Origin of the sequence: Streptomyces sp. AB3(2024) (genome assembly GCF_041862025.1) — a bacterium.
Taxonomy (GTDB): domain Bacteria; phylum Actinomycetota; class Actinomycetes; order Streptomycetales; family Streptomycetaceae; genus Streptomyces.
In genome coordinates, this window is sequence record NZ_JBGWAB010000282.1 from 1 (window position 1) to 2,724 (window position 2,724).

Here is a 2,724-nt window from a genome sequence, read left to right on the forward strand (position 1 = left end):
GCGCGTCATCCGCGCCGCCCTCGCCAGCGCCGGCCTGTCGGCCGCCGAGGTGGACGCCGTCGAGGCGCACGGCACCGGCACCACCCTCGGCGACCCGATCGAGGCCCAGGCCCTGCTGGCCACCTACGGCCGGGAACGGACCGACGGGCAGCCCCTCTTCCTGGGCTCCATCAAGTCGAACATCGGGCACACGCAGGCTGCTGCCGGTGTGGCCGGCGTCATGAAGATGGTGCTGGCGATGCAGCACGGGGTGCTTCCGCAGACCCTGCACGTGGACGAGCCCACCCCGCACGTCGACTGGCAGGCGGGGGAGATCGCCCTGCTGACCGAGCGGCGGGACTGGCCGGAGACCGGCCGCCCGCGCCGGGCCGGCATCTCCTCGTTCGGCTTCAGCGGCACCAACGCCCACACCATCATCGAGCAGGCCCCGGACGTCGAGGACCTGACGCCGGAGCCCGCGCCGCAGCAGCGGCCCGTGCCCGTGCCGTGGGTGCTGTCCGCGAAGAGCGAGGCCGCGCTCCGCGTCCAGGCCGAGCACCTGGCCGCCCGGCTCGGATCCGACGACGCGCCGTACACCCCCGCCGACGTCGCCTACTCCCTGGCCACGTCGCGGTCGGCACTCGGACACCGGGCCGTGGTCGTCGCCCAGGAGCGCGAGGAGTTCCTCACCGCGCTCAAGGCCCTCGCCATCGGCGAGCAGCCGACGGGGGCGGTGCGCGGTACGGCTTCCTCCGGCGGGCTGGCCTTCCTGTTCACGGGTCAGGGCAGCCAGCGCCTGGGGATGGGGCGTGAGCTGTACGAGGCCTTCCCGGTGTTCGCGGACGCGCTGGACGCGATCTGCGCCCGTATGGACGGGCACCTGGAACTCCCGCTGCGCGACGTCGTGTTCGGGACGGACGCGGAGCTGCTGGACCAGACCGGCTACACCCAGCCCGCGCTCTTCGCGGTCGAGGTGGCGCTCTTCCGCCTCGTGGAGAGCTGGGGGCTGAAGCCCGACTTCCTCTCCGGGCACTCCATCGGCGAGATCGCCGCCGCGCACGCCGCCGGGGTCCTGGACCTGGACGACGCGTGCACGCTGGTCGCGGCCCGCGGCCGGCTGATGCAGGCTCTGCCCGCAGGCGGCGCCATGATCGCCGTCCAGGCGTCCGAGGACGAGCTGCTGCCGCTGCTGACGGACCGGGTGGGCATCGCCGCCGTCAACGGGCCGACGTCGGTGGTCATCGCCGGTGACGAGGACGCGGCGGTCACGATCGCCGAGGCCTTCGCGGCGCAGGGTCGCAAGACCAAGCGGCTGACGGTCAGCCACGCCTTCCACTCGCCGCACATGGACGGCATGCTGGCCGACTTCCGCAAGGTGGCGGAGGCCGTCACCTTCGCCGCCCCGCGCATCCCGGTCGTCTCCAACCTGACCGGTGCCCTGGTCTCGGACGAGATGGGCTCGGCCGAGTTCTGGGTGCGGCACGTCCGCGAGGCGGTCCGTTTCCTGGACGGGATGCGTGCCCTGGAGGCGGCCGGGGTGACCACCTACCTCGAACTCGGTCCGGACGGGGTGCTCTCCGCCCTCGCCCAGGACTGCGTCACCGAGGACGCCGCCACCTTCGCACCGCTGCTCCGCAAGGGCCGCGCCGAGGCGGAAGCCCTGGTCACCGCCCTGGCCCGGGCCCACGCCCACGGGGTCGCCGTCGACTGGGCCGCGTACTTCGCCGGCAGCGGAGCCCGCCGCGTCGACCTGCCCACGTACGCCTTCCAGCGCAGGCGGTACTGGCTGGAAGAGGCCCACCGCCCGTCGGCGGCCGGGTCCGACGCCGCGGGCAGCAGGGCGGTGGACGCACCGTTCTGGGAGGCCGTAGAGAACGCCGACCTCGCCGCGCTCACCGCCACCCTGGACATCGACGCCGACCAGCCGCTGAGCGCCCTGCTCCCGGCACTGTCCGCCTGGCGGCACCGGAGTACCGAGCGCTCGGTGGTCAACACCTGGCGCTACGGCGTCACCTGGAAGCCGCTGCCCGCGGCGGAGGCCTCCGCCCGCCCCTCCGGCACGTGGCTGGTCGTCACCCCGGAGGCGGGCGCCGACACCGGACTCCCCGCCGTCGCGGACGCGCTGCGGGCCCAGGGCGCGGACGTACGGGAAGTCGCCCTGGACCCGGCCGTCACCGACCGGGGCGCCGTGGCCGACCGGCTGCGTACGGCCCTCGCCGGGGACCGGGAAGCGGCGGGCGTGGTGTCGCTGCTGGCCCTCGTCGAGGCCCCGCACCCGGCCCACCCGGCCGCGCCCGCCGGGGTACTGCTCACCGGGACGCTGGTCCAGGCGCTCGGCGATGCCGAGGTCGACGCACCGCTGTGGTGCCTGACCTCGGGCGCCGTGGCGACCGGCCCCGCCGACCGGATCCGCAGCGCCGCGCAGGCACAGGTCTGGGGGCTCGGCCGGGTGATCGCCCTGGAGCACCCCGAGCGCTGGGGCGGCCTGGTCGACCTGCCCGCCGCCGCCGACGGCCGGACGCTCGACCGGCTGCTCGCCGTACTCGGCGGAGCCGACGCGGGCGGGGCCGAGGACCAGATCGCCGTACGTGCCTCGGGCCTGCTCGTACGCCGCGTCGAGCACGCCGCCGGGACGCCCGCCGCCACCGGCGCCGACGCCGGAGCGCGGTCCGGCTCCTGGCGGGCGCGCGGCACCGTCCTGGTCACCGGCGGCACGGGCGCGCTCGGCGCGCACGTCGCCCGCTG

General features: G+C 75.7%; 1 protein-coding gene. It reads left to right on the top strand.

Annotated features, from left to right (window positions below; translation table 11 throughout):
- Window positions 1–2,724 (top strand): type I polyketide synthase (locus ACEPPI_RS40300; RefSeq protein WP_373920209.1); only part of this gene is annotated, 2,724 nt, incomplete at both ends.